Origin of the sequence: Mesorhizobium sp. WSM4311 (assembly GCF_002295115.1) — a bacterium.
GTDB lineage: Bacteria > Pseudomonadota > Alphaproteobacteria > Rhizobiales > Rhizobiaceae > Mesorhizobium.
In genome coordinates this window covers 522,133-545,162 of record NZ_NSFV01000003.1, presented here as the reverse complement: position 1 = coordinate 545,162, position 23,030 = coordinate 522,133, and the positions used below count along the sequence as shown (strand labels likewise).

Genomic DNA, 23,030 nt, shown 5'->3' with positions numbered 1-23,030 from the left:
AGCTTTAGGCTGATGCACTACCGATGGTCGGAGATGGTTCTCGACCGAACACGCCGCCGCCGGCAAAAGTCCCGGAACTATTTTAGCTGAATCTTATTTAATGGCGGTCTGGCCGAGTTCTGTGCATGCGTTTGAAGTTCGTCGCGCCCTTAATGCCGACCCTGGTCGACCAGCCACCGGAAGGCGAGGGCTGGATTCACGAAGTCAAGTTCGACGGCTACCGCTCACAGCTGATCATCGACGACGACGGGACCCGCATCTACACCCGCAACGGCCATGACTGGACGGCCAAATATCGCGACCTTGTGCGGGAGGCGAAGAGCCTCGGCGCTGAAAGCGCTATCGTCGACGGCGAGATCATTGTGCTCAACGAAGCAGGTCTGTCGGACTTCGGTGAGTTGCGCAAGGCGATCACGCGTCGCCAGCATGACCTTTATTTCGTCGCCTTCGATCTGCTGCATCTCAATGGCCACGATTTGCGCGACATGCCGCTCGAGGAGCGGCGCGAGATCCTGACCAGCATGATCGAGCCTGGCGGCCGGATCCAGTTCAGCGAGGCGCTGCCAGGCGAAGCCAAGGCGATCTTTCATCTGCTCGAACAGAGCGGCCTCGAGGGGATGGTGTCGAAGCGCCGCGACAGCAAATACCGCAGCGGCCCGTCAACGAACTGGCTGAAGGCGAAATGCTATACGGTCGAGGAATACGAGCTGCTGGGCGTCGAGCGTGAGGCCGGCAAGCCGGCCTTCGCCCTGATGGCCGATCGGGCGACCGGCCGCTATGTCGGTTCAGCCTTCATCAATTCCAGCCGGGCCATTCGAGAGCGCCTATGGAAGCGCGTTCAGGAGCATGCCGGCCCGGCGCCAAAGGGCATGAAGCGGCCGGCGACGCAATGGGTGAAGCCCGGCATCATCGGCCGTGTGAAGCACTTGCGCGGCGAAGAGGATCTAAGGCACGCTTCGCTCCAGGATTTCTGGGAGGAATCACGTGCCGATGCTACAACAGGCCATGATAGCTGCGGCTAGGTGATCTTTAGGCTTTGCCGTTGTCATTTTCCGGCAAGGACTCAATACGCGATTATGCGCCCGGAAAGGGCCGGCGCTACAGCCGATAATGTCTCAGTTTGTTACCGCAATCGATTACTTTAGCCGCAAAAATGGGGCGCGCGTATAACAAATATGATATGGGACCAAAATGCGATTCGTATTTGCAATATCACAAAAATGATATAGGACTGTTTTGCGCTGGAAAATCAAAGGATACGAGGTTCGCGCCGGCGAATCGGTAATTGATGATTGGATGGCGATCGCATCTAGGGCCGCCGAAAAATTCGATTCGCGACTCAATTTTATGAAAGACAGGCGAACTTGGCCGCATCACTACGCGCACAATCTGAATGATTGTGATGGTGTATGGGAAGTTAAATTTGAGAGCGGCGGCATTGCGCACCGGCCGCTATTCTTTATGGGCCCAGGAAGGGACGAATTGACATTCGTCGGGTTTGCCATCGAACACAACGATAGGCTTAAGCCTCCCGGCATTTTGGCAACGGCGATCAGGCGAATGAAAGAAATTGTTGAATCACCAGAGAAGGCGATTGACTACGATGGTTAGCGCAAAACGGCTCAAGAAACTATCGATCACAGAATATCGGCATGGCTATCTGAGGGAGATGGTAACAGGATGGGTCATACACCAAATTAAGGCTCTTCGTGACGAGCGAGATTGGTCACAAGCGGATCTCGGCACCAAGGCGGGAAAACCGCAAAGCGCGATCGCAAGACTAGAGAGTGAATCCTACGGAAACTGGAACACAAAAACCTTGCTTGAGATTGCCGAGGCTTTTGACGTCGCCCTTCAAATTCGGTTTGTCAGCTGGCCTAAATTCATGCGGGAGACTGAAGATACCAGCCCCGAAGCAATGTCGGTACCGGGCTTTTCCAGCTCGGCCTTCATCCTCGGCACTAAAAGTTCAATTGCACTGGATCAGTCTCCGCCGTCTCCTAGCAATAAGACAGCTCTTGATCGCAAGCAGACCAATGCGGTGGAAGGCCCATTGCGTACGCATAATCCATTGTCCCTTTACAGACAAAACGAACGGAACCAATTAGTACAATGAAACTTATCGGAATACTCCAGTCAACGGCCGTAAGAGCTATTAATGTAGCATCTCCGTCGAGCGCCAAATTTTACGGGGGTAACTTAGTTAGAGCTCTTAACGAGCGTTATGGGTTCCTTGAATCTCCAACACGTTTAGGTGATTTTGACTACAAGGCTGGTGTAAAATTCTTACAAGGAATGTTTGACGGCAATCTTGTGGATGTGGAAATATTAGAAAGTGGCGTTAAAGTTTATTGCAAGGGTGGTGGGACAGACGTCTGTGACGCTTTCCTAGAAGATCTAGTAAGCGCAGCAATTCGTTTCGGTGTCAAATTTGAAGAGACGCCGGATTTTCGTATTTATAGCAGCGCTATCGAATTCGAAATGGACGGAAATTACGATGCGCTATTCAGCCGGATTAACGCTATTGGAGGTCTTATCGGTGGTTGCATCGCAAGTTATGGAGGCCCAGGCGACAGCTATCGCGGCATCGGCCTGAGTTTCATCGGTCTGCTTCAAGGGCCTGCCCCAGACCCCTTCCGCATCGAAAGACGAGCAAATCATCCGATGGATTCGAACGTGTTCTTTTCGATCGCCCCATTGCGGAATGCCGACCACCTGAATGTATTGCGTGAGTTTGAGCGACTTATTTCTTAGCGGCCCAACGCTGCTGAGCCGCATCTTTGTGACCTCGGCGCGCCGCTCCTTGCGATATATTGGCGGCGCGCTGCCGGGCTGTCAGGGTCATGTCTGGCGGCGGTTCCCGGACCCTATCCTAAAACGGCTTGCCCGCACGTATCATGGCCCGAGCAATGGCAAGCTGTGTTTCCGTCCTAGCGTTCTCTTTCTGGGTCATGTTGTCCGCCGCGATCAGCCGCTTCAATGACCGCAGAGTTTCGCCGCGCGACCATCCGGCCTCCAGCATGCAATCGACGATGGCTTGGAAGCCGGGCTCCATTGCCTCCTGGCAGTCGATGACTCGGTCTGGATACTCGTCCGCTTCTCTTGGTCGACTAATCATCTTGCCCCCGCCAAATACCTGTCGCCGTGTTCGCGATGCCCGAAGCAGAACCAGTGCGATGGCTTCCTCGGCTTTGCGAATCCGAACGGCGCGCGCTTCCCGCACTCGTCAAACTCGCAGACATGATTTTCGATCCGTCCACTTTGCCGCGGCGCCGCCGTCATGCCATCGGCAAGCTTGATCGGTTCGTCACTCATAGCGGATTGATCGGTCCGACTAGGGCGGGGTGGTCGTTCGGTTGCTTGTTGATGACGGTCGAATTGACGTCGCGCCCGACACGGTTGAATTGCAACTGACTGCCGATATCGTGGCTGAGAATGTCTTTCAGGTATTCCTTCGGCGTCGCCGGGTCGAGCCATGCGTCGTAATAGGCCTGGTCGAGGATGACCGGCTGACGGTCGTGCAGGTTCTTCATCGGCTCGCCGGCCGGCTCGGTAATGATGGTGCAGCTGGTGACGTCGAGATTTGAGTTGTACGCCCAGAGCCCGGCAAACGAAAAAGGCGCGTGGCCCGGCAGGTAGATGTGCCAAGGATCCTTCTTGCCGTCGGCCGGCGAGATTGTCCATTCGTAGAAGCCATCCGCGGGGATCAAGCAGCGCTTTGACTTGAAGGCGTCCCTGAAGGCCGGCGCAGTGTCGATGCCTTCAATCCTGGCGTTGAACATGGCCGCCTTGGGCATCTCCTTTGCCCAGAACGGGACGAGCCACCAGCGCCCCTCGCGCAATCGGTGGCTGCCGTTATCGCCGGCGGTGATGAAAGGCACGACCTCTGTCGGCGCGATGTTGTAGCGCGGCTCATCGTTGCGACCGATTTCCGCCGGGGCCGTCAACCGGTAGAGCCGGTGGATTTCCGACCATGTCAGATATCGGGTGTAGCGTCCGCACATGCCTTCATCTCAGTTCCTTTGCCTCGTTGTGTAGGAAATCCTCCTTCCGTGCTGACAGTGAACGAAATGAGAACAAAAGAGTCAAGTGCCTCTTGACCGGTGAGGAATTTGTTCCTCTTTTTATCAGTATGGCGCACGACCCGATCGACACCCTGGGCAAGGCGACCCGGCACAATATGCTCGTCAAGGCGGAATGCAGCTGTGGCAACGTCCGCTACTGCCGTTCCGCTGACCTGATGATGGTCTATGGCGGCGGCGTCGATCCGCTGAAGCTGAAGTTCGACTGCAACCGCTGCAAGCCCGATATCCAGATCACGCTGCTCGAGGTGCATCCCGAGCACCTTCCCAAGAAGCTGATGATCCACAAGCCGATGAAGGTTGGCGGCAAGATCATCTGGTACACGGAACGGTTCCGTGGCTAGCGAACGCCTCACAGTCCGATCCGCCTATCAGCGAGCCTGGTCGTCGATGGCAGCACCATCGTGGACACCTTTGACACCAAGGAAGACGAGGTCCGCTACATGGACGACCGCGGCGCCGGTTTGGATGGAGATACACAGCATACCGCGAAACTGAGGGTTATGGCCGAGCGCTTGCGACCCGAAGCCGCCACCTCAGAAGACAAAATGCGTGCGCCTTGGTCCGGTTTTGACTGGTTGGCTCGGCAAAGCTTCCTGACCCGTTGGAATGTCCAGTATCGTTTGGAATCTTGCGAGCTGCTCCGGGAAATCCCGCGCAAGGTGTCTGACGACCCTCGCGTTTTCCATTAGCCGGTCGAGATAGAGCCTTGCCGCGATCAACTCCAGCGCCCAGGTGCCACGAAGGCTGGCGCAGAAGAGAAATTGATCGTTCAGCAAATCAAAATCAGCTTCCATGATAGCCAGTTCGTCGGCTGTCACCCCGACAAACTTCTTCCTCGGCCTGGAGGGATCGACCAAATGCGACGCCGGAGTAAGCGTTGCGAGGAGTTGCGCATAGTGGAAGCTCACTCTCTTCAGGGCGATCATGAGCTTTGCCGCTTTGAGCTGCCTTTCCGGAACCATCTTGCGCAAGGACGCGAAGACCTGTGGCGGCACATTCCAATCCTGCAAAAGCTCGGTCACCTCGGGAGAAACTCCATTGACCAAGGGCCTTGGCGTGGAACTCTCCGCGAGCAGGTTCAAAGTAGGCCCTTCGGTCAGGGCCTTCGGCACAGAGGCCAGGCTTTCGGCCGATAGCAGGCGACGGAACGATTCCTGTTTGATTGGATATCGAAATACCTCGGTGATCGTCTCCAGAAGATGCCGAGAGATAATAGCTTCTGCGATCATGCCACGCGTTCTTTGGCATTCAGCTTGATAGGTTTTGCACAGCCAGGGACCGGTGAACCACCTGGTGGGCTCGTGCATCTTTTCCAAAAGCGCAGCGTGCCTTGTGCGGTTATTCTGCAAAAGGCGGTCGGCGGCTTCCAAGCCTAAAACCGTGTGGCGCACCGTCATGTGGTATTCCCGACGAATGTTCGCTCGGCCAGCGCAACGAGCGGATCAAGCGATCGGAAAACAAACGCATCCAGCTTCATTCCATTGTTGACATGGAAATCTCCTTTGAACCCCACGATTTCATGCATCGGAGCGATCAGGTAATCGCGAATGATCAGATTGCCCGGCTGCATGCGGATCAAGACGAAGATATCCGCCATGGCCTCTCGCACGGCCCTCGAAGACCAGCGGGGATAGGCACAATGCGTAACACGACACCTTGCAATTGCGAGCGCTACGGTCAACTCGCCATTGATGCAGATGATCTCCGTTTCAGGGGCCTGGGAAGCGCGGCCGCCTGCCTTGTCGACCGCGACGAGCAGGTCTTCCATAACGCGATGGCGGATAGCCGTGAGGCGCCTGTCAATCTCGATGAAATGAGACTTTCTGGGCGGCAGGCAACCGATCAGCTTGTATGCTCCGAGCAGACCTCCGAAATGCGCGCTATAGCGATAGGCCGAAGGGCATCCGGGCTCTGCGTTGATGATGTCCCACGACAGTTTCCCATGCTGTTTGTAGAGGTTTCGTAGGGCTGCAAGCATCTCTTCATCGCTCATGTGAAGATAAAGCGATTTCAAGATTTGCTGTGCTTTGTCGAATAATTGGCGGCTGATGATAGGCTCAAAGGCGTTGTCCGCCCTGACCCATTGGTCCGGGGGATTGTACGCAACTTTGGTTTTCAGCTTGGTGCAGCGTCTATTCCAGACGTTGTTGCCGATATATTTCTCATTGGTCAGGACACGGCGCACGCTATAGCTCTTCCAAGGCCTTCCGAAGTCGTTCAGGATCCCCCGGTCATTCAGATATTTTGCGATTTGAGGTTCGTTTTTGCGTGACCTGACGAATAGGCGAAAGATCAATCGAACAGTGGCAATCTCTTCCGGTGGCCCCGGTACGATGACCACACGGTCTGTCTGGAAGTTCTTGTGTTCATAGCGGGCGAGGATGAGTTTGGGTTGTCCGAACTGGTCCACCATCAGGCGCCTTAGTCCGAGTCCCTGGATCCCGCCCACGTGGAAGCCCATGCGGGCCATCCTCACCTGGCCCAAAAAGACCCGCTGTGACAACATCCTGCTGTACTCTGCAGCCATGCTACGCTTTATGGCCTTCAGCACATCGGATCCGACGGTGCCATCGTTCGCGAATTGCTCGGCGCAAAACTCCATCCGCACACCCGCTATCTGACATCGATATTCGTAGGAAGCGCTTTCATCGATGCTTTGGAACCGGCCCCATCTGCTCACGTCGTAGACGACGACCGTCTCGTAATCGGCGAGTCCGTTTTCAATGTCGAACAGCAGCTTCTTGAGGCCGGGCCGGCCTTCTATGTGCAGCCCGCTACGGCCGGGGTCTTCATAGGTGGCGACGATGTCGTACCCCATGACCTCGGCATAACCGCGGATAGCATCTTTCTGATTCTCAAGGGAATAAGTCTGGTGCTCGGTGGACATTCGTACGTATTGAGCCGCGCGCACCCTTCGCCGCTCCTTAGGAGGTTCGCGCGCCGCAGCAACCTTACCCATCGCCTTGCACCATCGGACGAATGTCAATTCTAGCGGGCAGCGAATGGCAATTCCAGTCAAGATTAAATCGAAGCGTTCGCTCCTAGCTTTGCGCTTTGGAAACCATGGCTTTCAACTCATGGGAAACCCTGACTCACTTCGTGAGCGTGTGCGCCCCTGTTCCGCCGCAATGCGGCCGCACGGGACGATCGATAGGGATTTCAGACGTTTAAGGGAGACTTCACATGACCTTTCAGAAAGCCATAGCCGCCGTGCTGATGACCGCGGCACTTGCCGGCTGCCAGTCGCAGACCGAAGGCCAGCAGCGGGCCACCACCGGTGCCCTGGTCGGCGGCGCCGGCGGCGCTCTCGTCGGCCAGGCGATCGGTGGTAACACCAAGAGCACGGTCATCGGCGCGGCCAGCGGCGCGCTGCTCGGCGCCGTCGTCGGCTCGGCCACCACCCCGCAGCGCCGCGGCGAGGAAATGTGCCGCTACCAGGACCGCTACGGCCGCATCTACACCGCGCCCTGCGACGACCGCTACTACAACGGCAATTATTGAGGCACCGCTGGCTCCTTCTTTGCGAAGGCCCAGACCATTAGCGGGTATTCCTCGTCGTTGCTGAGGTCCCGCCAAAGACCGTAGGCGCGTACCGGGCCTCCGATGTGAGCCCGGGCGCAAGCCTTGTTGCCCCAGCCATGGACCTTGACGTTGGCTTCGGCAAAACCGCCCTCGACCATCAGCTGCTTGAGGCCGGCGGGCGTCCACCTGTTGTAGTCGTGCGGCCGGGCATGGACCCGGAACAGAAAAGGTGTCGCCACCATCGCCCAGCCGCCAGGCCGGGTCATGGCATGGATGTTCTGGGCCGCCGCCAGCGGCCGCTGGACATGTTCCAGCACCTGGTCGGCTATGACGATCGAATATTGTTCCTCGGTGCGCTCCTTGCAGATGTCGAAGGCCGGGAAATCGACCGAGCGATAGTTCGGGCACATCGCTCGCCAATAGCGGTTCCAGCCCGGCGAGATCTCGATGACGTCGGAGGCCTTGCGGTTGCCGGCTTCCAAAAAGACGGTGAATGCTTCGATCTGGCGGATACGCAGCCAGTTTCGGGAATCATAGCCGAGCAGGCGTTTGGCCACCTGTTTGCCGCGGTTTTTCAGGGTGCCGGCAAGGCTTGTCGTCATGAGATCGACCTCCTCCAAAGCCCGCCGTGAAAACAGCCTAGCCTAGGGAAATGGGCAAAAGATGACAGGCCAGCCTATCTCTCGACGAGCATCAGAGGGTGATCGGCCGCTCTTATGACCGGGCGCGAACAGCCTATTGAACCGTCATCTGCTTGCGCCATTCCCAAGGCCTGTCGAACGATCCTGCCCATAGGCCGCGCTTTGCTTTCCTGGCGTCAGTCTCAGCCTTGGCATAGAAGCCAGCGCTGTATCTCGGCCAGTCGACCGCATAGCCCTTCCTGACCATCCATTCGCCGATATCGACGCCTCCTGCCGTGCAGACAGCCACCATGCGTCTGAACTGATCGCGGTCGACCTCGATGCAAGACGTCGGGCGATGCGCCTCGAGGAAATCCGCGAGGGCGAGAGACGCTTTTTGCCCGCAACGGTATTTCTTGCCGGCGGCGTCTAGGCAGAGCTGCGCACTCTCAGGTGCGTCGATGCCGTTGAGGCGAATTCGCTGCCCGTGAATTTCAATTGTGTCGCCGTCAATGACGGATGGAATTCCTACCAGCGGCGCAGCGGCCGCTGACAGCGGAATGAAAGGTGCCGCAGCGGCGAGGAGGAGGGCGGGGCGTGTGATCATGACCGTTTACAGTAGGCCGGGATTTCTTAATGTTTCGCCGGGCCCGGTTTACAGGCGGTGAGGCCAGAAACCGCAGAACTGCGCGGTTGGCTTTGGGCCTTCTAAGCCGATGGTCACAGGTTCGAATCCTGTCGGGATCGCCAATAAATCAATGAGTTTACGAGGTTATTTCCTTCTTGTTGAAGGCGTGTCGGTTCGCTTTCTGCCGCGCCGGCACGGTGCAGGCTCGCTGTAAGAAATGACCTGCGGGAACCTGACGCTTGCCCGCGCGTTGCATCGCATGCTCAAGAAGATCGCCTTCGCCGCAGTGCTGTTCCAGGTTGCCGTTTTCTCCGCTCTGATAACGCAGACGGTTCTTTTCACATCGACGGCGACCCAAGCCGCCGACGCACGGCGCAGCGAACCCGTTGCCGTCACCGACAACAAATGCGCCGCCGCGAGGTGGCCGAACATTCCGGGTCGGTGTCTGGAGCGGGTTGAGGCGCGCAACTCTATTACGACGCTGGTGCTGACGGCGGGCCAATAGAGCAGAGCTGCGTGGGCGACCCGGAATTATTTCGTGATCCGCCGAAGTTGGAACCTTAGCCTACATCAGGCGTTCGGGGCCTTGTATTCGCGGAGCCTCATAAAAGGCAATGTGCGGGCCGGCGAACGGGCGGGACAAAACAAGCGCGGGTTGGGGGAGGAGAAAACGAGGCCATGTCGAAACGTGAAATTGGAACGTCCCCCGCCCTGGGGCGGCGTATCGCTCAACTCAGAGCCAGAATGCAGGATGCCGAAATTTCCGATCATGAGATGAAGACCTTCCACAAGGTCGCGGCCATCATGGGGGCGGGCGACGGGTCCCTACAACTGGATGCCGACGACCTGATCGCGGCATCCTTCGTTGTCGAAGCAAGTGGACCGGCGCCGAACCATCGACGTTCTGAATTCCCCGCATCGCGCGAAATTTAGTCGGCGGGCTTGCGTTCACCGCCGGGGCACGGCGGTCCATTTGGGCGAGCATGCTCCGGCTCCCTGATCTCGAATTGAAGGGAAAGTCTTATCAATTTGTTTGCGTTGGCGCGTCATAGTAGCGACGGCTAACGGAGTGGAATGGGATGAAGTTCGACCTGTCGTCGACCAGCTGGGGCAGGGTGATCGCTGTCACCGCCGCCGGCACGGTATTCTTCATTGCCGTGGCGTTTTTCGTCGATTCCTTCAATTTCCCTTATCTCTCGCCCGAGGCTGTCTGGCGCGCGCAAATGACGGATCTCATGCTGCCCCTGGTGCTGGGCGGGTCGTTTCTGTTTTTTCTCATGTGGAAGATTCGCCAGCTGGCGATAGCTCAGCGCGACCTCAGCGTCATCGCCGCCACCGACAGTCTGACGGCCGTGCTGAATCGCGGCGCCTTCTCGATGCTGGTCGAGGCCTATCTGGAGGAGACCCGCAAGCAGGAACAGACCCGTTCCGGCGCGCTGCTGATCATCGATGCCGACCACTTCAAGTCTATCAACGACCGCCTCGGCCATGACTGTGGCGACCAGGCGCTCAAGCTCATCGCGCAGGCGATCAAGGGACAGCTGCGCGGCAGCGATATCGTCGGCCGCATCGGCGGCGAGGAGTTTGGCGTGTTTCTTCCCGGTGTCGACCCCTCGCAATCCTGGCTGGTTGCCGAAGGCATCCGCCGGCGAATTCGCGAAATGGACTTTTCGCCTGGCGGCCGCGCCTGTCCGCTTTCCGTCAGTATCGGCGGCACCAGCTTCATCGGGCCGACGACTTACGAGGCGATATTTTCCGCCGCAGACAGACGGCTCTATGCCGCCAAGTCGAATGGCCGCGATCAGGTCAGTTTCGACCCGGCGGAAGCCGCCCTGGTGTCTCAGTCCGGCGCCGCCACGATGCATTGACCGCAGCCTTGCTGCGCGTGAAGGCTGAGGTCGCCGCTTCCTTGACGCCGTCTTGCCGGTGTGCTTCCTCCGGCTAAGGTGATGCATTGGGCGTCGCCAGAGACATTTCTGCTTTCTTGATCTCCTCGGTCTTCCGGGCCACCGGCGCAGTCACGACCTGTTTCGGTGCCGGGCGAACGAGCGGCGGGATGGCCCGGGCCAGGCAAGCGCGGCGATCATGATCCATTTGTTCAACGGCTTTCAGAACCCGTTTGGCGGCAGCGAACGCGAAACCCTGGACCTGTATCGGCTGTTGAGTGCCGACCAGCAGGTGTGTCTTTGGGCAACCTCTTCGCGCGTGTCCGACGAACTGATGCGGCAATTTCCGATTCGCCGCGTGTCGCTGACAAAGCGCGAGGTGCCGGACGGCGGCACCTATGTCTTCCTCGGCGCGCATTGGCGCAACAAAATCTGGCCTTACCTGATCCGGCGGCCACGCCGGCTGATCTACGTCTTCAACACCTTTCACCCGAAGATCATCGGGCTGACGACCGGCATGCCGCGCCTGCTGGGCTGGCCCGGCGCCGAATTGGTGCTGATCTCGGAATTCCAGAAGCGCATGCTGCAGGTCGAAGGCGTCGTGCATCCGTCGCCGATCGATATCGGGCGTTTTTCACCACGACCGGCAAGGCCGGACGGCCCGTTCACGGTGGGGCGGCTGAGCCGCGACACGGCGGACAAGCATCATGCCGACGATGTGGCGCTCTACGAGGCCTTGCTGGCCGATGGCGTTGCGGTACGGATCCAGGGCGGCATGCCGCTGAAGGACAGGCTCGCGCCGCATCCGCAACTCGAACTCCTGCCGCAGGGCCAGTTTGCCGCCGAGCAGTTCTTGCCGACGCTCGACGCCTTCTACTATCGCACCGGCTCGCATGTGGAGACATTCGGCCGCGTGGTGTTCGAGGCGATGGCCTGCGGTTTGCCCGTGGTCTGCCATGCGCATGGCGGCTATGCCGACTATATCAGCCATGGCGAAAACGGTTTTCTGTTCGAGTCGACGCAACAGGCGGCGCGCATCCTGGCCGAGCTCAAGGCCGATCCGGCGCTGCGGGCTGACATGGGCCACAAAGCGCGGCAGACCGTCGAGCGACTGTTTTCGCCGCAGGCATTGCAACAGCGGCTGGATTTCTATCGGCGTTAGCGGTACCGCCCCGTTTGTCGTCAATCTCGACATCGCTAAAGTTGACATGCAAAAGAACCACCAGGCGGACGCATCGGCGCCACCAGATCGAGCAGGGCTTCTTACCAATGACGTTGATGGGCGCGGCGGCACTGCTGATCCTGGTCCTGACCTATGCCGGCGTCGCCATCGGCCGCATCCCCGGTTTGCGTCTTGACCGGGCAGGCATCGCGCTGCTTGGCGGCGCCGCGATGATCGCCGTTGGCGCGATCAGCATGGAGGACGCCTACCGCGCCATCAATTTCGACACGATCACGCTTCTGCTCGGCATGATGATCGTGGTGGCGCATCTGAAGGTCTCTGGCGCCTTTCGTGGCCTGGGCGCCATCGCCATCGAACACGCGCACGCGCCCTTCATGCTCCTGGTGATGGTGACGCTGCTGACCGGCGTGCTGTCGGCCTTCCTGGTCAACGATGCCATCTGCCTGGTCATGGCGCCGATCGTCGTCCACGTCACACGCGTCATCAATCGCAACCCGATCCCCTATCTGATCGCCACCGCCACCGCCTCGAACTGCGGCAGCGTCGCCACCATCACCGGCAATCCTCAGAACATGGTCATCGGCGCGCTGTCGGGCATTTCCTATCCCGCTTTTTCGGCGGCACTCGCGCCGGTCGCCCTGTTCGGTCTCGTCGCGGTCATCGTCATCGTGCGCATCGTCTATCGCGCCGAATTCACCCGCACCGCTGAATTGACGCCGCATGTCTCGCGCGGCCGGATGCATCGCGGGCAGGTGCTGAAAGCCGTGATCGTCTGCATCGGGCTGGCCATCGCCTTCTTCGCCGGCGTCCCCGTTGCCAAGGCGGCGTTGATCGGCGGAGCCATTCTCCTGCTCACCCGCGCCATCAAGCCGGACCGCATCTACCGTGAGATCGATGGCCCGCTGCTGTTCATGTTCGCCGGTTTGTTCGTGGTGGTCGCCGGCGCCGAAAGGACGTTGCTGACGCCGGATCTCATCGCCTCGGCCAAGAATCTCGGCCTCGACGATGTCTGGCGCCTGTCCAGCTTCACCGCGGTGCTCTCCAACATCATGAGCAATGTTCCGGCGGTGCTGGCGCTGCGGCCGTTCATACCTGGGCTGGAAAACCCCGAACGGGCCTGGCTGGTGGTGGCGATGAGTTCAACGCTCGCCGGCAATTTCACGCTGCTCGGCTCGGTCGCCAACCTGATCGTCGCCGAGCAGTCCAAGGCTGCCGGCACGCCCTTGTCGTTCGGTGCCTTCTTCAAGGTCGGCCTGCCGCTGACGCTGATCACTCTCGTCGCCGGCACGGCATGGCTGGCCTTCGGGTTCTAACCGGAGTGGTAAAAGCGGTGACGGATACGAATCAAGTCGAAAGTGGCGATCTGATCCGACGTGCGGTGGCTGCTTTCAATTCCGGCAATCATGGCCAGGCAATGCAGCTGTGCGAGTTAGGCCTGAAGCAACGCCCGAACGATCCGGCTCTTTGCCATCTTCTGGCGGCGATCCTGTTCGCCAGGGCGGATTTGTCGGGAGCTCGCACGCGCATCGAGACGAGCCTGGCCGCTCATGCGGACAATGTGCCCGCTTTGATTCTGGCATGCAGGATTGCTCGGGCCGACGGCCGGTTCGAGGCAGCGTTGCAACAGCTGGATCGCGCGGCAAAGCTGTCATCACAGGCGGAAATACTGATCGAGCGGGCACGTACCCTTGATCAGGCAGGCAATGCTTTGGCCGCGGGCGAATGGTGGACACTCGTCTTGCAATGGGATCCGAAATCCGAGGAGGCTGCGGCGCGCCTCGGGCGCCTTGCCTGGCAACGCGGCGCGTCTGTTGAGGCAGAGGACTTGCTCGAACGCGCCGTCGCTGGCGGCGGGCATCCTTCTGCCTGGTTTGATCTCGGGTTGGTGCGTCAGGACATGCGCAAGTTCGGCGCCGCTGCCCAGGCCTATCGACGCGTGCTGGAGATGAGCCCCGATACCCCGGAGGCTGCCGTCAATCTGGGCGTCGTCTTGCAGGAAACTGGTGATCTGGATGGGGCGATGCTGGCGTATTCAACGGCCTATCGTCTGCGCCCATCCACGTTCGGCGTCATCGCCATGGCGCTTACATCGGCGCCGAGTGGTCGGCTGTGGCTCGATGAGGAAGCACTGCGTCGCTTACTCGCCAGTGGAGCGCCCCCGCCGGGCGCGGAACCGCTTGCGGTAGACACCCGGCGTTGACAGGACATTACCGACGGTGCGCGCATAAGACGCCTGCCGTTCTTCGTCGAACACCTCGTATTCCAGCTGCGGCGTCGCCCGCGGAACCGCAAAGCACTGTGCGACCGGGGTTCCTTTCCCGAGCACGCCGGAGAACCCAGGTTCCGTCCAGACCGCCGGGAAATTGATGCCGCCATCGCTGAACCGGTCGGAATCCACCAGCCCAGTCACCAGCCTGAAAGGAAGATCCTCGCGATTGACCGGATGCGTCGCGAACAGCGACCAGCCTTCCTCGACCTCGATGGTCCAGAAGCTGTTGAATTTGAGGGCGGCTTGGCCGGGCGTAGCAAACGGGCTGCCGGCGAGCTGCCCCGGTGTGTGGAAGCTCAATGGCGCTCTGGGGTGGTTCTGCGTGACCGGTTCTGGAATTTGCCAGTCCCACGAAAAGGTGCCCTTGTCGACGACGACGTCGCACGGCAGCAGGACCATGAAGCCATAGGTCATCGCATCGACAACGGGTGGGCATTGCTTGAGCGTGCGAATGTCGCGGCCGTGGATCGCCGAATAGGCGGTGGCGGGCATGGCGCGCAGCCATTCCGGCAGAGCGCCGCGCGCCGGGATCGGGCGCGGCAAATGCTCGATCAACGTTGGATCACATCGAAAGATGATACGCATCACCGCCTCCCTGGCATTGCGATACCATGCTTGCCGGCTGCGTTCCAAGCCACGGCTGGTTCAGTCCTTGTTCCGCGATCTGACCCGGACAAGCGTCGCCGCTGCTCGTCCTGCCGCCTCGATGTAATCGGGATTGCGGTGGACCAGCATGATCGAAAAGGAGCCATCGATCAAAAGCACGATCTCGCGCGCCGCCGCCTGTGGTTCCTCGACGCCGTGGTCCGACAACGCGCCGGCCAGCCATGCCTCGAAATTCGACTTGTGGCGTGATCCGACCTTGATCGCCGGATGGCCGGGCATCGAAGCGAGTTCCGCGGCCGTGCGCAGGAAACCGCATCCCTTCCATTTCGGGTGGCGCGCAGCCCGCGCCAGATTGCTGAAGATCGCCTCGGCCTTGCGGTCCGCGCCGCCTTCCGCGGCATCGAACCAGCCGGCCATCTGCCGCAGATTGGGCTGGTCCCGCCCGTCCAGATAGGCGGCGATCAGGTCGTCCTTGCTCTTGAAGTGGTAGTAAAGCGTCCGCTTGGTGAGGCCGGCCTTTTCCGCGACGGCGTCGACGCTGACGCGGCCGATTCCCTCGGCATAGAACAGCTTCGTCGCGGCATCGACGATGCGTTTGCGGGTCGGGCTGGCGACTTCGGGCATGAGCCATGTATACCGACTAGTGAATATACACGCAATCGAAAGAGTGATCCCTTTCCGTGGTATCTGGAAAGGAAGAACAATGGCCGATCTTGTCCTGAACGAGACCCGCGACGGGGTAAGCGTCCTCACCCTCAACCGCCCGGAAAAGCTCAATGCGCTGAACTACGCCCTGATCGATCGCCTGCTAGCGATCCTCGACACGATAGAGGCCGACAATGCGGTCCGCGCCGTCATCCTGACCGGTGCCGGCGAACGCGCCTTCTCCGCCGGCGGCGATATCGGCGAATTCTCATTGAGTGTCGCCGCAGGCACGGATGTGGCGCTGCGCGACTTCGTCCTGCGCGGCCAGCGACTGACGGCAAGGCTTGAAGCCTTCCGCAAACCCATCATCGCCGCCGTCAACGGGATTGCCTTCGGCGGAGGCTGCGAGATCACCGAGGCCGTGCCGCTGGCCATCGCCAGCGACCGCGCCCTGTTCGCCAAGCCGGAGATCAACCTCGCAATGCCCCCGACCTTCGGCGGCACGCAGCGCCTTCCGCGGCTTGCCGGGCGCAAGCGCGCGCTTGAACTGCTTTTGACGGGCGCAACCTTTTCGGCTGAACGAGCGGCCGAACTCGGCCTCGTCAACAAGATTGTGCCGCATGCCGAGCTGATGCCGGCAGCGCACGATCTTGCCCGCCGCATCGCCACGCATTCGCCGGCAGCGCTCGCCAGCATTCTCACTGCGGTGGCGCGCGGCATCAACCTCAGCATCGCCGAAGGGCTGTTGGTCGAGGCCGAGCAGTTCGCCCGCATGGCGCCGACCGCCGATCTCAGGGAAGGCCTTGCCGCCTGGATCGAGCGGCGCAAGCCCAGCTACGACGGCACCTGGACACACATCACAAGGCCGGACGAAGCAAGGCGCGCCTCGCTGCGGCTCGACCATTCGTAGGCGGTGGCAAGTGGCGCTCGCCCGAGGCGCTTCTGCTGCCGATCGGCGAAGTGCTGGCGCGGTTCGTCCGCAGCGAGGATTTCTCACTCGTGAAAGCCTGCGAGGCCTGCACGCTGGCGGCTGTGCACCGCCAGCCCGCGAAGGCATCACGGCGCCACGTTCATATGGCCCCTCATGTTGGGGTGGAAGCGGCAGAAATAGTCGATCGCTCCAGCCGCCTTCAGTGTCAGGCTCGCCGATTTCTTCGGCGGGATCATCACCTCCCAGCCGCCCTTGACGGTGGCCGTGTGGGCAACCACATCCTTGTTCACCCACTCGACCGTGTCGCCGACCTTCGCCTCGACGGTTGCCGGGGAGAAGACGAGCTTGTCGATGGTGACCTCTATGGTTGCGGCCGCCGCCGGCGCCGTCATAAGCGCCAGAGCGGCCAGCCATGGCAGATGGATCAAGACGCCCGCCTTCATTTCAGCATGCCGGCGACATGTTCGGCGTGCTGCTCATGCCCCTGGAAGATCTTGAGGCCGGTCTCGAGCAGGCTCTTCAACTCGGCATTGCTGGCCGCAGGGATGAGCAGCGTTTCGAGCGCGCCGTTGACCTGCTTGTGATAGGCGACTTCATTCTCGATATAGGCCTTGTCGAAAGCCGCGCCCTTCAGCTTGGCGAGCTTGGCGCGTTCTTCTTCCGCCGCCTTGGTCAGCGCCTGGCTGGTGGCGTTGTCCTCGGGCTTCACCTTGAGCTTCTTGACCAGGTCGAGCGCCTGCTTGTTCACCGCCTCATGGTCGCGCTCCATGTCCTTGGCGAACGCGACGACCTCCTTGTTCTTCGATGTCTTGATCGCCTGCTTGGCCGCCTCGATGTCGAGGACGCCGGCCGTGTAGGCGATATGGGCGATCTGCGGGTCGGTCGGCTTGTCGGCGGCCTGCGCGAACGGAGCAGCGCTGACGAAAAGCACGGCGGCAAGGGCGGCGGTATATCGGGTGAACATGGCATCCTCCTTCGCCCGGCCGCGAGGAAGCGCCGGGCTTACATTTCCAGTTGACGCCGATTGGATGCGCGGCCGGGAGAAACGTTCCCGCAAAATCGCGACGGGATCATTCGAAGCCCAGCCGTCCCATAACGGCCTTGGTCAAACGCTCGCAGCGGCGGCCGGCGAAGGGGAAGGCGTCGAGCAGGACCGGGCCGATCTCGTCGTCCAGCGCCTTGCGCAACAGGCTACGCGCCCGGTGCAGCCTTGTCTTGACGGTCTCCGGCCGCACGCCCAGCAGATCGGCGGTTTCCTCCATGCTCAGGCCCTCGATGACACGGGCCACGAAGACCATGCGGTAGATGTCGGGCAGGCTGTCGGTCGCCCGCTCGACAAGTGCGAGAATCTGCCGCTGCGCCATCGTCCGCTCCGGGTCGTCGCTGGGGTTGAGGGGAAAGCGGATGATTTGCGCTTCCGGATTTTCGGGCATCGCCACGGTGCGGCGCCTCTTGCGCAGGCGGCCGAGTGCTTCGTTGATGACGATGCGCGACAGCCAGGTGGCAAGCGAAGAGTCGCCGCGAAATGTCGCCAGATTGGCGAAGGCGTGGACATAAGCCTCCTGGACGACGTCCTCGGCTTCGGCGTCGTTGCGCAGTATGCCGCGCGCGATGCGGTAGAGCTGCTGGTTGTATGTCTTGATGATGGTGCGGAAGGCGCCCGCATCGCGCGCCAGGGCTCGCTGTACAAGCAGCATGTCGCCGGAAAGAGCCTCGGCCACCCCGGGCATTTTGACGGGTATTGCGAGCTTGCTCATCGCGACCGGATCTCCCCGAACAGACGCTTGACTGCACGTTCGATGCGCCCGCCGGAAAAAGGTTCCCGGATTTCGGCAACCTGGCTCCGCTATTCTAGATCAGTTCACCGTTTCACGGAAACGGCCAACTGCTCCAACTCTTTGTGTTGACGCAATTCGCAAGGGAAAGCGCTGCGCGCTTTTCCGAAAACCGCACACACTTTTCCTGGAGTTGCTCTAAGCCGCCGCCAGTCCTTTGTCTGCGGCCTGCACGCGCGCTGCCGCCGTCAGCAGGTCGGTCTGGGTGATCAGGCCGAGGATGCGCCGCTCACCGTCGACGATGACCACGGCGTGGCTGCGGCCGTCGGTCAGTACGGGAAGCAGGCTCATCGCCGGTGTCTCGGGCGAAGCGGTGCCGGCCTTCGACATCACGCTCTTCACCGCATCGGTCGTCTTCGTCAGCTCGCGCAGGCCGACAGCGCCAACCAGCCGGCCATCCGCGTCGACCACCGGCAAGGTGCGGATGTTGTGATCGAGCAGTTGCTGGCGCGCCTCCTCGGCGGTGGCCTGCTCGGGCACCGAAACCACGTCGCGGGACATGATGTCCTGGCAAAGCAGCGTCCGGTGTGAGCGCACCATGGCCTGCAGCTCGACTTGCCTCAGGAGCCGTTCGAGGTCGTTGCGGTCGATGTCGAAGGTTTCGTCGAGCGTGGTCAGCGCCGCGTCGATATCCTCGGGCCGGAAGCCGACGCGCTGCCGCGCCGGCGGATCGGCCGTCCCATGGCTGTTGGCTGGGGAAGCAGCGACATGCGGGTAGTTGCGCCGCGCCAGCCTGTGGAAAAGCAGGCCGAGCGTGACCAGGATGATCGAATTCAGGGCCACCGGCACGAACGGAAACAGGAAGCCGGCGCTGACTACGGCCGGCCCGCCGAGCACCGCCGTCAGAGCCGCCGCGCCACCGGGCGGATGCAGGCAGCGCGTGAACGACATGGCCGCGATGGCGAGCGCCACGGCGAGGCCCGAGGCCATGACCGGATCATGGATGAAATGCGCCACCGTCACACCCACCAGCGCCGATATGGAGTTGCCGCCGATGATCGACCAGGGCTGCGCCAAAGGGCTGGCGGGCACGGCGAAGAGAAGCACGGCGGAGGCGCCCATCGGTGCCACCAGCAGGGCCACATGCGGGCCGCCGCCCATTGCCAGCCCGCTGATCACGCCGGTCAGCGCGATGCCGATCGTGGCGCCGATACAGGCCAGCAGCCGCTCTCGCAGCGTCGCGCCGGCAAGGATGGGGACAAAAAGACGAAAGGCCATGACAGGGTTGGGACCAATGGGATTGGACGAGGGTACCAGTGCAGCACGCAATGCGACCGAACCCATGGATTTGAAAGTCAAACAAATCCCGAAAGCAGCGGCCCGAGAGAATAATATTGCGTGACGCGCAGCAATGGGATGCCGCGAGCGGCTCGCGCTTTGTTATCAGCGCCAAGGCCTCGCGGCCGTCTGCTGATTCTGTCCGGCAGTCAGCCCGTGCGCGCTGGTTAGGCCGTCGCTGCGGCCAGACCGCGCAAAATGTCGGCTTTCAGGTCGTCTACATCCTCGAGGCCGATCTGCAGGCGGATCAACGGGCCTTCATAGGGGCCTTTTGCAACGACGCGGTCGTCGAGCCAGACTGGCACCGCAAGGCTCTCATAGCCGCCCCAGGAATAGCCGAGGCCGAAGATCTGCAGCGCGTCGAGGAAAGCGTGCTGCTCCTTCTGGCCGCCGCCGGCGAGCACGATGGAAAAGATGCCGCTCGAACCGCAAAAGTCGCGCTTCCATAGAGCGTGGTCCGGGTGGCTGGGAAGGGCAGGGTGGAACACGCGCGCCACGCCCTTCTGGCCTTCGAGCCACGACGCGATGGCAAGCGCGCTGCGCTGGTGATGCTCCAGGCGCACGCCCATGGTGCGCAAGCCGCGCAGCACCTGGTAGACATCGTCGGGACCCGCGCAGCAGCCGAGCGTGCAGAAGCTCTCATAGAGCTGTTTCCAGTGGCTTTCATTGGCCGAGACCGTGCCCAGCAGCACGTCGGAATGGCCGGCCGGGTACTTCGTCGCCGCGTGAATGGAGATGTCGACGCCGTGGTCGAGCGGCCGGAAATAAAGCGGCGTTGCCCAGGTGTTGTCCATCATCACGATAGCGCCAGCCGCGTGCGCCGCCTTGGCGATCGCCGGGATGTCCTGCACCTCGAACGTGTTGGAGGCTGGCGATTCCGTGAACACCACCTTGGTGTTGGGCTTGATCAGGGCGGCGATGCCAGCGCCGATACGAGGATCATAATACTCCACCTCGACGCCGAGCCGCTTCAGCATCGTGTCGGCGAAATTACGGGTCGGATGGTAGACGCTGTCGACGATCAGCAGGTGATCGCCGGCCGACACGAAGGCGAGCAGCGGAATAGTCACCGCCGCAAGGCCCGACGGCACCACGATCGTGCCGGCGGATCCCTCCAGCGCATCGATGGCCTGGGCAAGGGCGTCCGTCGTCGGCGTGCCGCGCGTGCCGTAGGTGTATTTCTGGCTGCGGCCAACCATTGCGGCGGCGTTGCGGAACAGCACGGTCGAGGCGTGCACGACAGGCGGATTGACGAAGCCGAAATAGTCGTGCGGGTTGTTGCCCGAATGGGCCAACCGCGTGTTGATGCCCATTTTGCCGGAACCCTGTTCGTTGCCGTCCTTAGCCATTCTTCGTCTTCGCCTGTTTGACAAGGCGCTAGCCATAGTGCGGCGGCTTGGACCGCGCAACAGCCCACCATCCGCCAGGGATAGACTTCGAATATGCCAATTCTCCACCTGAACGGCATAGCTGCGGGGTCCTGAAACGGGCTCGGCAAGGTGTGCGGAAGTGATTGTCGGCGGAGCCGATCGTCCCTCGGTCAACCTATTGTAGACGGCTGCGAAACATATATAATAAGTCTCTAATATTAATCACCGGATTGCCTCGATCAGATGCTGCCGGATGGTTTTGGCAGGGTTCCTCCTGATCCCCCGGTCCGGGTATCGCGCTCACAGAGCGCCGCAAGGGGAGGAATGCCATGCCCAACGTCAAATGGACGATGAAGGCGCGCGAATTCGTCAACTGCAATTGCGCCTATGGCTGCCCATGCCAGTTCAACGCCATGCCCACACACGGCTTCTGTCAGGCGGTTGCCGGCATCGAAATCGAGAGCGGCCATCACGGAGCCACCAAACTCGATGGATTGCGGCTCGTCGGGATTTTCCGCTGGCCCGGCGCCATCCATCAGGGCGGCGGCGAAGCAGCGGTGGTTGTCGACGAGAGGGCGAGCGAGGCCCAGCGTGAAGCGCTGCTTCGCATACTGGGCGGGCAGGACACCGAACCAGGCGCGACAATATTCGAGTTCTTCTCGACCACGCTGGAGAAATTCCATGACCCGATCTTTGCCCCGATCGAGTTCGAGGTCGACGTCGACGCGCGAACCGGACGGCTGCATGTCGAGGGCGTAGCCGACGGTCATGGCGAGCCGATCAAGAATCCGGTCACCGGCGCCGAGCATCGGGCACGCATCGACCTGCCGCACGGCCTCGAATACGCAATGGCCGAGATCGGGCGCGGCTGGACCAAGGCGACAGGCCCGATCAAGTTCGGGGTGGCCGATACGCACAGTCATTTTGCCAATCTGCATCTCACGCAGAGCGGCGTCGTCCATTGAGCTGATCCAATGGGCGACAGGGCCTTGGAGGCGGTGCTGCGGCGCGACCGCACGGTCGTGATGGCCGCGCTCGTCGTGATTGCGGTGCTCGCCTGGGCCTATGTGCTGTGGCTTGCCATCGACATGGCCATGCCCGAATCCCCGATGCCGGCCGGAGCAAGCGGCGATATGGCCGCAATGGACATGTCGAATATGGACATGGCTGGAATGGATGTGGGCGCCGCCGTGGCGCCTGGCTTCCGAGCCTGGACACTCGCCGATTTCGCTTTCATTTTCACGATGTGGGCGGTGATGATGGTCGGCATGATGACGCCTTCGGTCGCGCCGCTGCTGCTGCTCTATGCTGGCATCGGCCGCAAGGCGCAGGCGGCTGGCCGCCCCATCGCTTCGACCGGATGGTTTTTTACCGGCTATCTCACCGTCTGGATCGTCTTCAGCATCGCCGCGACCGGCGCGCAATGGCTGCTCGGCCGGCTGGCCCTGCTCGACCCCTCGATGGCAACCGACAGCACGATCCTCGGTGGCCTCGTCCTGATCGCCGCCGGCCTCTATCAATGGACGCCGATCAAGAGCTCCTGCTTGCGCCAATGCCAGGGGCCGATCGGGTTCCTGATGAGCCATGGCGGGTTCCGTTCCGCGCCGCTCGGTGCGATTCGGCTAGGCGTCGATCACGGCCTCTATTGTCTGGGCTGCTGCTGGGCGCTGATGGCCTTGCTGTTCGTCGGCGGCGTCATGAACATCCTGTGGATCGCCGGTATCGCCATCCTCGTTCTCCTGGAAAAGACGGCCACGAGCGGGCCGTTGATCTCGCGCATTTCCGGCGCGCTGATGGTGGCGGCCGGCGTGTGGTTGATGTCCCGTGCGCTTTGACGGCGCAGGTCCGATGACAGTCTTCGGCCATGCCAATTCATCCGGCATCCAGATCAGGGACGCCAAGCTGGCGCCAGTTATGGATTTCGCCGCTGGCCCGCATTTGCGTTGAATGCGCTTTGCCGACTTTATTCGCGCCGTGACTAAAATGCGGGCGCGTTTGTCTGCAATTCGGGCATTTCAGGCAATCGATTTTCAAAGACGTTCGGATTCGGTCATTTCCCTTGACCTCACAGGAATTATCGCCTTCGATGCTGTTCGTGAATGGGAGGCGGCGCGTCGGTTACGATGCGGGATTCCGGGAATGGGCTGGAATGGGAACTGCGTTCACACGGGA

General features: G+C 61.0%; 28 protein-coding genes. 15 read left to right on the top strand and 13 right to left on the bottom strand.

Annotated elements, in window-relative coordinates; translation table 11 throughout:
• Positions 1–125 precede the first annotated feature (125 nt).
• The 4 genes from CK226_RS09990 to CK226_RS09975 all read left to right on the top strand — a co-directional run bounded on the left by CK226_RS09990 (position 126) and on the right by CK226_RS09975 (position 2,754).
• A complete protein-coding gene (locus CK226_RS09990) occupies positions 126–1,022 on the top strand; it encodes an ATP-dependent DNA ligase (protein ID WP_095791718.1) in 897 nt (298 codons plus the stop codon).
• Between the two features lie 214 nt (positions 1,023–1,236).
• Entirely contained in the window at positions 1,237–1,611 is a 375-nt protein-coding gene (locus tag CK226_RS09985) for a hypothetical protein (protein WP_095791717.1), read from the top strand.
• Positions 1,604–2,116, top strand: coding sequence for a helix-turn-helix transcriptional regulator (locus tag CK226_RS09980; protein ID WP_095791716.1), 513 nt, complete (start codon positions 1,604–1,606; stop codon positions 2,114–2,116). The genes CK226_RS09985 and CK226_RS09980 overlap by 8 nt, the downstream gene beginning before the upstream one ends.
• Positions 2,113–2,754: a hypothetical protein gene (locus CK226_RS09975; RefSeq protein ID WP_142887623.1), complete on the top strand. Its 642-nt coding sequence runs from the start codon at positions 2,113–2,115 to the stop codon at positions 2,752–2,754. Before CK226_RS09980 ends, CK226_RS09975 begins: the two co-directional genes overlap by 4 nt.
• 118 nt (positions 2,755–2,872) lie before the next feature.
• On the opposite strand, the gene CK226_RS09970 is transcribed toward CK226_RS09975, so the two are convergent.
• Together CK226_RS09970 and CK226_RS09960 are read right to left on the bottom strand one after the other, a co-directional pair.
• Positions 2,873–3,118: a hypothetical protein gene (locus tag CK226_RS09970; protein WP_095791714.1), complete on the bottom strand. Its 246-nt coding sequence runs from the start codon at positions 3,116–3,118 to the stop codon at positions 2,873–2,875.
• Between the two features lie 193 nt (positions 3,119–3,311).
• Entirely contained in the window at positions 3,312–4,004 is a 693-nt protein-coding gene (locus CK226_RS09960) for an SOS response-associated peptidase (protein WP_095791712.1), read from the bottom strand.
• Positions 4,005–4,096: 92 nt separating this feature from the next.
• Here CK226_RS09960 and CK226_RS09955 point away from each other — a divergent pair, with 92 nt between their 5' ends.
• On the top strand, positions 4,097–4,426 hold the full coding sequence (locus tag CK226_RS09955; protein ID WP_245437708.1) for a hypothetical protein: 330 nt from the start codon (positions 4,097–4,099) through the stop codon (positions 4,424–4,426).
• A 192-nt stretch (positions 4,427–4,618) separates the two neighbouring features.
• Here the strand turns inward: CK226_RS09955 and CK226_RS09950 are convergent, their stop codons facing one another.
• Both CK226_RS09950 and CK226_RS09945 read right to left on the bottom strand, forming a co-directional pair.
• Positions 4,619–5,482 carry a plasmid partitioning protein RepB C-terminal domain-containing protein gene (locus CK226_RS09950; RefSeq protein WP_095791710.1) on the bottom strand — a complete coding sequence of 288 codons (864 nt, stop codon included), beginning with the start codon at positions 5,480–5,482 and terminating at the stop codon, positions 4,619–4,621.
• Positions 5,479–7,044: a recombinase family protein gene (locus CK226_RS09945; protein WP_095791709.1), complete on the bottom strand. Its 1,566-nt coding sequence runs from the start codon at positions 7,042–7,044 to the stop codon at positions 5,479–5,481. Before CK226_RS09945 ends, CK226_RS09950 begins: the two co-directional genes overlap by 4 nt.
• Positions 7,045–7,268: 224 nt before the next feature.
• Here CK226_RS09945 and CK226_RS09940 point away from each other — a divergent pair, with 224 nt between their 5' ends.
• Positions 7,269–7,586 carry a YMGG-like glycine zipper-containing protein gene (locus CK226_RS09940; RefSeq protein WP_095774507.1) on the top strand — a complete coding sequence of 106 codons (318 nt, stop codon included), beginning with the start codon at positions 7,269–7,271 and terminating at the stop codon, positions 7,584–7,586.
• On the opposite strand, the gene CK226_RS09935 is transcribed toward CK226_RS09940, so the two are convergent.
• The gene (locus CK226_RS09935; protein ID WP_095791858.1) at positions 7,580–8,209 is read right to left on the bottom strand and encodes a methyltransferase domain-containing protein; all 630 of its coding nucleotides are present in this window, start codon (positions 8,207–8,209) and stop codon (positions 7,580–7,582) included. The two genes, CK226_RS09940 and CK226_RS09935, sit on opposite strands and share 7 nt — an antisense overlap.
• A 133-nt stretch (positions 8,210–8,342) precedes the next feature.
• Complete coding sequence (locus CK226_RS09930; protein WP_095791708.1) at positions 8,343–8,834, bottom strand: thermonuclease family protein; 492 nt, start codon at positions 8,832–8,834, stop codon at positions 8,343–8,345.
• Between the two features lie 280 nt (positions 8,835–9,114).
• Between CK226_RS09930 and CK226_RS09920 the strand changes: the two genes are divergently transcribed.
• The 6 genes from CK226_RS09920 (at position 9,115) to CK226_RS09895 (ending at position 14,124) form a co-directional block, all read left to right on the top strand.
• Entirely contained in the window at positions 9,115–9,360 is a 246-nt protein-coding gene (locus CK226_RS09920; protein WP_245437707.1) for a hypothetical protein, read from the top strand.
• A 173-nt stretch (positions 9,361–9,533) separates the two neighbouring features.
• Positions 9,534–9,788, top strand: coding sequence for a hypothetical protein (locus tag CK226_RS09915; RefSeq protein WP_095770618.1), 255 nt, complete (start codon positions 9,534–9,536; stop codon positions 9,786–9,788).
• 146 nt (positions 9,789–9,934) lie between these two features.
• Positions 9,935–10,723: a GGDEF domain-containing protein gene (locus CK226_RS09910; protein ID WP_095791706.1), complete on the top strand. Its 789-nt coding sequence runs from the start codon at positions 9,935–9,937 to the stop codon at positions 10,721–10,723.
• Between the two features lie 217 nt (positions 10,724–10,940).
• Positions 10,941–11,903: a glycosyltransferase family 4 protein gene (locus CK226_RS09905; protein ID WP_095770616.1), complete on the top strand. Its 963-nt coding sequence runs from the start codon at positions 10,941–10,943 to the stop codon at positions 11,901–11,903.
• Positions 11,904–12,010: 107 nt separating this feature from the next.
• Positions 12,011–13,237 (top strand): anion transporter, encoded by a 1,227-nt coding sequence (locus CK226_RS09900; RefSeq protein ID WP_095770615.1) that lies wholly within the window; start codon positions 12,011–12,013, stop codon positions 13,235–13,237.
• 17 nt (positions 13,238–13,254) lie between these two features.
• Positions 13,255–14,124 carry a tetratricopeptide repeat protein gene (locus CK226_RS09895; RefSeq protein ID WP_095791857.1) on the top strand — a complete coding sequence of 290 codons (870 nt, stop codon included), beginning with the start codon at positions 13,255–13,257 and terminating at the stop codon, positions 14,122–14,124.
• Here the strand turns inward: CK226_RS09895 and CK226_RS09890 are convergent.
• Positions 14,062–14,778: a hypothetical protein gene (locus tag CK226_RS09890; protein WP_095791705.1), complete on the bottom strand. Its 717-nt coding sequence runs from the start codon at positions 14,776–14,778 to the stop codon at positions 14,062–14,064. The two genes, CK226_RS09895 and CK226_RS09890, sit on opposite strands and share 63 nt — an antisense overlap.
• 60 nt (positions 14,779–14,838) lie before the next feature.
• Positions 14,839–15,423 (bottom strand): TetR/AcrR family transcriptional regulator, encoded by a 585-nt coding sequence (locus CK226_RS09885; RefSeq protein WP_095791704.1) that lies wholly within the window; start codon positions 15,421–15,423, stop codon positions 14,839–14,841.
• A gap of 79 nt (positions 15,424–15,502) precedes the next feature.
• Between CK226_RS09885 and CK226_RS09880 the strand changes: the two genes are divergently transcribed.
• Positions 15,503–16,354 (top strand): crotonase/enoyl-CoA hydratase family protein, encoded by an 852-nt coding sequence (locus CK226_RS09880; protein ID WP_095791703.1) that lies wholly within the window; start codon positions 15,503–15,505, stop codon positions 16,352–16,354.
• A gap of 146 nt (positions 16,355–16,500) precedes the next feature.
• Here the strand turns inward: CK226_RS09880 and CK226_RS09870 are convergent, their stop codons facing one another.
• The 5 genes from CK226_RS09870 to CK226_RS09850 all read right to left on the bottom strand — a co-directional run bounded on the left by CK226_RS09870 (position 16,501) and on the right by CK226_RS09850 (position 20,837).
• Entirely contained in the window at positions 16,501–16,818 is a 318-nt protein-coding gene (locus CK226_RS09870) for a cupredoxin family copper-binding protein (protein ID WP_095791702.1), read from the bottom strand.
• Complete coding sequence (locus CK226_RS09865) at positions 16,815–17,339, bottom strand: DUF4142 domain-containing protein (protein WP_095791701.1); 525 nt, start codon at positions 17,337–17,339, stop codon at positions 16,815–16,817. The genes CK226_RS09870 and CK226_RS09865 overlap by 4 nt, the downstream gene beginning before the upstream one ends.
• 106 nt (positions 17,340–17,445) lie before the next feature.
• Positions 17,446–18,132 carry an RNA polymerase sigma factor gene (locus CK226_RS09860; protein ID WP_179301008.1) on the bottom strand — a complete coding sequence of 229 codons (687 nt, stop codon included), beginning with the start codon at positions 18,130–18,132 and terminating at the stop codon, positions 17,446–17,448.
• 216 nt (positions 18,133–18,348) lie between these two features.
• Positions 18,349–19,428 (bottom strand): HPP family protein, encoded by a 1,080-nt coding sequence (locus CK226_RS09855; RefSeq protein ID WP_095791700.1) that lies wholly within the window; start codon positions 19,426–19,428, stop codon positions 18,349–18,351.
• A 227-nt stretch (positions 19,429–19,655) separates the two neighbouring features.
• A complete protein-coding gene (locus CK226_RS09850) occupies positions 19,656–20,837 on the bottom strand; it encodes a cystathionine beta-lyase (RefSeq protein WP_095791699.1) in 1,182 nt (393 codons plus the stop codon).
• A 350-nt stretch (positions 20,838–21,187) separates the two neighbouring features.
• On the opposite strand from CK226_RS09850, the gene CK226_RS09845 reads away from it, so the two are divergent.
• Both CK226_RS09845 and CK226_RS09840 read left to right on the top strand, forming a co-directional pair.
• The gene (locus CK226_RS09845) at positions 21,188–21,823 is read left to right on the top strand and encodes a DUF1326 domain-containing protein (RefSeq protein ID WP_095788328.1); all 636 of its coding nucleotides are present in this window, start codon (positions 21,188–21,190) and stop codon (positions 21,821–21,823) included.
• A 9-nt stretch (positions 21,824–21,832) separates the two neighbouring features.
• Positions 21,833–22,693, top strand: a complete 861-nt coding sequence (locus tag CK226_RS09840; protein WP_095770606.1) for a DUF2182 domain-containing protein — start codon at positions 21,833–21,835, stop codon at positions 22,691–22,693.
• Positions 22,694–23,030: the final 337 nt, after the last annotated feature.

Bases quoted from the DNA above. Each gene is read 5' to 3' on its own strand.
- CK226_RS09990 (WP_095791718.1), top strand. From the start codon at position 126: ATGCGTTTGAAGTTCGTCGCGCCCTTAATGCCGACCCTGGTCGACCAG.
- CK226_RS09980 (WP_095791716.1), top strand. From the start codon at position 1,604: ATGGTTAGCGCAAAACGGCTCAAGAAACTATCGATCACAGAATATCGG.
- CK226_RS09975 (WP_142887623.1), top strand. From the start codon at position 2,113: ATGAAACTTATCGGAATACTCCAGTCAACGGCCGTAAGAGCTATTAAT.
- CK226_RS09970 (WP_095791714.1), bottom strand. From the start codon at position 3,118: ATGATTAGTCGACCAAGAGAAGCGGACGAGTATCCAGACCGAGTCATC.
- CK226_RS09960 (WP_095791712.1), bottom strand. From the start codon at position 4,004: ATGTGCGGACGCTACACCCGATATCTGACATGGTCGGAAATCCACCGG.
- CK226_RS09950 (WP_095791710.1), bottom strand. From the start codon at position 5,482: ATGACGGTGCGCCACACGGTTTTAGGCTTGGAAGCCGCCGACCGCCTT.
- CK226_RS09945 (WP_095791709.1), bottom strand. From the start codon at position 7,044: ATGGGTAAGGTTGCTGCGGCGCGCGAACCTCCTAAGGAGCGGCGAAGG.
- CK226_RS09940 (WP_095774507.1), top strand. From the start codon at position 7,269: ATGACCTTTCAGAAAGCCATAGCCGCCGTGCTGATGACCGCGGCACTT.
- CK226_RS09935 (WP_095791858.1), bottom strand. From the start codon at position 8,209: ATGACGACAAGCCTTGCCGGCACCCTGAAAAACCGCGGCAAACAGGTG.
- CK226_RS09930 (WP_095791708.1), bottom strand. From the start codon at position 8,834: ATGATCACACGCCCCGCCCTCCTCCTCGCCGCTGCGGCACCTTTCATT.
- CK226_RS09920 (WP_245437707.1), top strand. From the start codon at position 9,115: ATGCTCAAGAAGATCGCCTTCGCCGCAGTGCTGTTCCAGGTTGCCGTT.
- CK226_RS09915 (WP_095770618.1), top strand. From the start codon at position 9,534: ATGTCGAAACGTGAAATTGGAACGTCCCCCGCCCTGGGGCGGCGTATC.
- CK226_RS09910 (WP_095791706.1), top strand. From the start codon at position 9,935: ATGAAGTTCGACCTGTCGTCGACCAGCTGGGGCAGGGTGATCGCTGTC.
- CK226_RS09905 (WP_095770616.1), top strand. From the start codon at position 10,941: ATGATCCATTTGTTCAACGGCTTTCAGAACCCGTTTGGCGGCAGCGAA.
- CK226_RS09900 (WP_095770615.1), top strand. From the start codon at position 12,011: ATGACGTTGATGGGCGCGGCGGCACTGCTGATCCTGGTCCTGACCTAT.
- CK226_RS09890 (WP_095791705.1), bottom strand. From the start codon at position 14,778: ATGCGTATCATCTTTCGATGTGATCCAACGTTGATCGAGCATTTGCCG.
- CK226_RS09885 (WP_095791704.1), bottom strand. From the start codon at position 15,423: ATGCCCGAAGTCGCCAGCCCGACCCGCAAACGCATCGTCGATGCCGCG.
- CK226_RS09880 (WP_095791703.1), top strand. From the start codon at position 15,503: ATGGCCGATCTTGTCCTGAACGAGACCCGCGACGGGGTAAGCGTCCTC.
- CK226_RS09870 (WP_095791702.1), bottom strand. From the start codon at position 16,818: ATGAAGGCGGGCGTCTTGATCCATCTGCCATGGCTGGCCGCTCTGGCG.
- CK226_RS09865 (WP_095791701.1), bottom strand. From the start codon at position 17,339: ATGTTCACCCGATATACCGCCGCCCTTGCCGCCGTGCTTTTCGTCAGC.
- CK226_RS09860 (WP_179301008.1), bottom strand. From the start codon at position 18,132: ATGAGCAAGCTCGCAATACCCGTCAAAATGCCCGGGGTGGCCGAGGCT.
- CK226_RS09855 (WP_095791700.1), bottom strand. From the start codon at position 19,428: ATGGCCTTTCGTCTTTTTGTCCCCATCCTTGCCGGCGCGACGCTGCGA.
- CK226_RS09850 (WP_095791699.1), bottom strand. From the start codon at position 20,837: ATGGCTAAGGACGGCAACGAACAGGGTTCCGGCAAAATGGGCATCAAC.
- CK226_RS09845 (WP_095788328.1), top strand. From the start codon at position 21,188: ATGCCCAACGTCAAATGGACGATGAAGGCGCGCGAATTCGTCAACTGC.
- CK226_RS09840 (WP_095770606.1), top strand. From the start codon at position 21,833: ATGGGCGACAGGGCCTTGGAGGCGGTGCTGCGGCGCGACCGCACGGTC.